This is a genomic window from Methylobacterium tarhaniae (genome assembly GCF_001043955.1).
Taxonomy (GTDB): domain Bacteria; phylum Pseudomonadota; class Alphaproteobacteria; order Rhizobiales; family Beijerinckiaceae; genus Methylobacterium; species Methylobacterium tarhaniae.
Window position 1 is genome coordinate 1 of sequence record NZ_LABZ01000295.1, and the last position, 4,498, is coordinate 4,498.

The 4,498-nt window shown below is 68.9% G+C and carries 6 protein-coding genes; all 6 read left to right on the forward strand.

Annotated features, from left to right (window positions below; translation table 11 throughout):
• Positions 1 to 41 precede the first annotated feature (41 nt).
• Positions 42 to 185: a hypothetical protein gene (locus VQ03_RS28970; RefSeq protein WP_157064311.1), complete on the forward strand. Its 144-nt coding sequence runs from the start codon at positions 42 to 44 to the stop codon at positions 183 to 185.
• Between the two features lie 5 nt (positions 186 to 190).
• Positions 191 to 1,456 (forward strand): hypothetical protein, encoded by a 1,266-nt coding sequence (locus VQ03_RS31230; protein WP_053078784.1) that lies wholly within the window; start codon positions 191 to 193, stop codon positions 1,454 to 1,456.
• 3 nt (positions 1,457 to 1,459) lie between these two features.
• The gene (locus VQ03_RS28980) at positions 1,460 to 1,984 is read left to right on the forward strand and encodes a hypothetical protein (protein ID WP_048454392.1); all 525 of its coding nucleotides are present in this window, start codon (positions 1,460 to 1,462) and stop codon (positions 1,982 to 1,984) included.
• Positions 1,977 to 2,444 (forward strand): ASCH domain-containing protein, encoded by a 468-nt coding sequence (locus VQ03_RS28985; protein WP_048454393.1) that lies wholly within the window; start codon positions 1,977 to 1,979, stop codon positions 2,442 to 2,444. Before VQ03_RS28980 ends, VQ03_RS28985 begins: the two co-directional genes overlap by 8 nt.
• Positions 2,441 to 2,995 (forward strand): DUF1643 domain-containing protein, encoded by a 555-nt coding sequence (locus VQ03_RS28990; protein WP_048454394.1) that lies wholly within the window; start codon positions 2,441 to 2,443, stop codon positions 2,993 to 2,995. The genes VQ03_RS28985 and VQ03_RS28990 overlap by 4 nt, the downstream gene beginning before the upstream one ends.
• A 247-nt stretch (positions 2,996 to 3,242) precedes the next feature.
• A partial coding sequence (locus VQ03_RS28995; RefSeq protein WP_083468296.1) for a tyrosine-type recombinase/integrase occupies positions 3,243 to 4,498 on the forward strand: 1,256 nt, incomplete at its 3' end.

The following is a 4,498-nucleotide window of genomic DNA, read 5'->3' on the forward strand; positions in this document are numbered from 1 at the left end:
TTCGACAGCATCCCGGAGCCGGCGGCGGGAGGGCGAGTGTCTTGTCTGCGGCTCTCGATTTCTTCGCCGCTGGCGCAGACCGGCTCGTCTACAGCGAGGCGCTGGTCGCCGCAAACTACCGCAAGGCCGAGGTGCGCCCGCAGCGCCGCCCCGCCCCCGACCTCCCCCTCTTCGCCGCGGAGTGAGCGCTATGCCCACCATCACCGTCCCCTGCGCCACTTGCGCCGGCACCGGCTGGGCCACCCATGAGGACCGGCATACCGAGACGCGGCAGGACCAGTGCCGGACCTGCGGTGGAACCGGGCAAGTGCCCGCCCGTCCAGGCGAGGCGCGCGAGACGTCGTGGCCGTGCGCCGTACCAGATGCTGCACGAGCGCAGCTCGAAGGGGATGCCGCCCGCCGCAGCTCGGCCGCGCCCGAACTCGTCCGGCACATCCGCTCCGGCCGTCTCTACGAGGTCCTGTTCCGCGGCGCCCGGGTGCGGACCATCGAGCCGCTGACGGACTATGACCTGGTCATGGTCTACCGGTGCAGCAGGACCGGCCAAGTCACGCTATCTTCTCAGAAAACCGCACCTGCTGGGACCACGCTTCTCTACGTGGCCGCGGTCCAGACCGGTGCGCCTCTCTCCGACGGCGCCGAGGTCGTCGTCTACCGCGCCCTGGATGGCAACCTCGCATGGGCCCGTTCGACCGCTGAGATGGAAGACGGGCGGTTCGAGGCAGTGCCGGGCGCGCGGCAGGCTGGGACGGTGTCGATCCTCGAGGAGCGGATCAAGGCGGGAATCCGGTACTTCCGGGATGGCGCCGCCGTTCGGACTGGCGTTCTACCGGATCATGCGAGCCACATCGCTGATGTGCTCCAGAGCCTATTGTCCGAACTCGTCACGCCTCGCGCGGCCGAGCCTGCCGACGATGCGGTCGTCCAGGCCCGCCGCCTCGCCGCCGACTTGGCCGAAGAGCGCTTCCGGGGCGACCTCGCGGCGCTGTTCCTGAGCGGCAGCGGCGACGATCACCCGTGGGTGCAGATGGCGCTGCGGGGGCTTCAGGCAGCGCCAAGCGCGAGCTACCAGGACCGCAGTGCGGCATGGATGGGGATCGCCTTCGCGGACGACCCGACCGACGACGCCGAGCGGCGCGACCGTCCGGTCGAGGAGGTCTGCGAGGGCTACCAAGCGGACGGTGGCACCCTCGACGACTGGATTGCGATCGGACGCTACGTGTTCGGCCGGCCAGCCGGTCGCCTCCCGAAAGAGTTCGGCCAGATGGTGTTCACGCTGGCCCTTTGGGCGGCTCACCGCGGCGTCGACATGATGGCCGAGGCACAGCGCGAGCTTGCCCGGTGTTCGACACCAGAATTCCTCGACAAGCTGGCTCGGAAGCGGACGACGCGGCACGGGCGCGGGCCGCTGCCAGGGCTTTCGGGACCGGGCACATCCGAAGTTGGGGAGGCCTGAGCGATGGCCGAGCCCTTCTTCAGCTTCCACACGATCGGCGACACCTCGCCGTACATGACGCGCTTGCTCATCGGCCGGCTGCGCCTGCACATCTTCCACCGTGGCGACGGCGACCCGGATCCGCATGACCACCCGTGGTCATTCTGTACACTGCCGCTGACGCCCTACGTCGAGGAAGTGACGGCGCAGACGCTCGCCGAGTGGCCGGAACCTGGGGACCTGTGGCGGGTCGTGCGCAACGCTGCAGCTGGCGATCTCGTCTACCAGCGCATCGTGCCGGCCTGGCGCCTGAGCTACCGCAGGGCCGAGCACATGCACCGCGTCCTCGGCCGCTGGTCGGGCAAGGACTTCGGCGTCGCGCCCGGCCGTATCGTCACGGTCGTCTGGCGCGGCAAGGGCGGCCGGCGGTGGGGCTTCCTCAAGACCCGGGACGGCCGGACCTGCTGGCAGCACTGGAAGGAGTATGTGCTGCGGGGCGGGAAGCATGCCCCGTGCGAGCCCATCAAGGGAAGCGGCGCCGATGCATGATCTGCCGCGCAAGGCGATCTCCGTCCGCCAGCCCTGGGCGCACATGATCCTGTACGAGGGCAAGCCGGTCGAGAACCGAAGCTGGTCGACGAACTACCGCGGCCCGGTCCTGCTGCATGCCGCCAAGAGCATGACCAACGCGGAATGCGACGACGCGCTGGACTTGCTGGAGGCCATCTCGCGGCAGGACCAGCAGGCCAATCTCCAGCGGCGCGCCCGCATCCTCAACGACATGCGCCGCGGAGGCATCGTGGGCGTGGTCGAGATCGTCGACTGCGTCACAGAGCACCCTTCGCCCTGGTTCATCGGCCGCTACGGGTTCGTGCTCGCCAATCCAAGGCCACTGCCGTTCGTGCCATGCCGCGGAGCGCTCGGGTTCTTCGAGGTGCCCGACGAGGCGATGGCCGACCTCAACCGGGCGCGGACCGAGGGGCTGGCGGCTGCGGAGGCAAGGCGATGATGGGCTCTGCCGAGTTCTCCTCCTGCGGCCTTCACCGCTACCGCCTGGACCGCTGGTGGTCCGACGAGCCGCGGGCGCTGGTCTGCATGCGCAACCCGAGCACGGCCGGCGGAGACCGCAACGACCCGACCATCTGCCGGCTGCGGGCGCTGCTCAAGGGCCGGCCTGGCATCGGCGGGTTCACGGTGGTCAACGCCGACGACCGGATCGCGACCGATCCGCGAGACCTCGAGGCGTGGCTGGCCGCGCAGGACGTAGCCTCGCTCAAGGCCCTGCAGCAGGCGAACCTCGACAGGATCCGGGCGCTCGCCACCAACGCACCGGTGCGCCTCGTCGCCTGGGGCAACCTGCTGACGCCTGGGCTCCATGCCGATCGGGTGATCGCGGCGCTGTCGCACGACGGCATCAAACCGCTGCACGCGTTCGCACTCACCGGCGACGGCGCGCCGATTCACCCGCTGGCACGCGGTCGCACCCGCGTGCCGCTCGGGATGCCGCTCGTTGTGTGGCGGGCGGGCCGCATCACCACGTCAGCCGAAGGGGAGATCTGAGCATGCCGCGCGCACAGACGACGGCGGGCAGCGGGCGGAGCGGGACCACCCGCCCACCGCTTACCCGTGAGACGGTGCGCCCGGACGATCATCTGCGCCTCTCCGTCGCTGCCGAGATCGCCTACCCCGATGGCTCGATGACGGCCAGCGGGCTCCGCCAGGAGGCCAAGCGCGGCCATCTTGCGATCTGGCGGGCGGCGGGGAAGGATTACACGACTCTCCAAGCCATCGACGAGATGAGGGAACGATGCCGCGTCCACGTAAAGGTGCCCGCCTCTGGCTCCGGCCGGAACGCAAGTCGGGCGGACGCGTCGTCTCCTCGGCAACCTGGATCATCCTCGACGACGGCCGCCATATCGCCACGGGATGCCCTGCTGGCGAAGCTGAACGCGCGGAAAAAGCGTTAGCGATATACATCGCTGAGAAGTATCAACCGAAACGGAAAGCGCGCGACATCGAAGATATTGATGTCGCCGACGTGCTTTCGATTTACGACGCCGACACGCGGGACCGCCAGCGGAATCAGCGAACCTTCGACGAGCGAATCAAACGGCTTGCCGAGTTCTGGGGCGGTCGCATGCTAGCCGAGATCACAGGCGAGTCGTGCCGTGCATATGTGGCCGCCCGGAAAAATCCGGGCGGTGCTCGCCGCGATCTCGAAGACCTGCGCGCGGCCGTGAACCATCACGCCAAGGAGGGGTTGCACCGCGGGATCGTCCGGATCGTCCTTCCCGAGAAGGGACAGGCCCGCGACCGCTGGCTGACGCGCTCGGAGGCTGCGCGCCTGCTATGGATCTGCTGGCGGCACCGTGAGGAGCAGACGGTTCACCGTGGCGAGGACAAGGGCAAGAAAACACTCACGTCGCGTCGCCCGCTGCGCCACCTCGCCCGCTTCATCCTGATCGGGCTCTACACCGGCACCCGGGCTGGCGCGATTGCGTCTGCGTCGTGGAAGGCGGATCTCGGCCGGTCGTTCGTCGATCTGGAGCGTGGCGTGTTCTATCGGCTCGCCGCCGGCCGTGCCGCCACGAAGAAGCGCCAGCCGCCCGTGCCGCTGCCTGACAGGCTGCTGGCCCACATGCGCCGCTGGAGTGAGATGCCGAGCGAAGGGGAGCACTTTGTCGAGTACGCCGGCGCGCCAGTCCAGTCGGTGAAGACCGCGTTCGCGACAGCCGTGCGCTTGGCCAAGTTGGAAGGGCGCGTAACGCCCCACACCCTGCGGCACACCTCGGCAACGTGGTTGATGCAGGCCGGTGTCGACATGTGGGAGGCTGCCGGCTTCCTGGGGATGACGGCTCAGACGCTCGAGCGGGTCTACGGCCACCACCATCCGGCCCATTTGCGCCGGGCCGCGAACGCCTTCAGCGGGCGGCGCTCAGCGGACCAATCATTGGTGGTTTCGTTGGCGGAGCGGCGCGCCCGGAAGGCGGAAGCCACTCAAGTCATTGAAGATGATGGTGGGCCCGGTAGGACTCGAACCTACAACCAGACCGTTATGAGCGG

Excerpts from the sequence above, each read along its gene's own strand:
- VQ03_RS28980 (WP_048454392.1), top strand. The coding sequence starts at position 1,460 with ATGGCCGAGCCCTTCTTCAGCTTCCACACGATCGGCGACACCTCGCCG.
- VQ03_RS28990 (WP_048454394.1), top strand. The coding sequence starts at position 2,441 with ATGATGGGCTCTGCCGAGTTCTCCTCCTGCGGCCTTCACCGCTACCGC.
- VQ03_RS31230 (WP_053078784.1), top strand. The coding sequence starts at position 191 with ATGCCCACCATCACCGTCCCCTGCGCCACTTGCGCCGGCACCGGCTGG.
- VQ03_RS28985 (WP_048454393.1), top strand. The coding sequence starts at position 1,977 with ATGCATGATCTGCCGCGCAAGGCGATCTCCGTCCGCCAGCCCTGGGCG.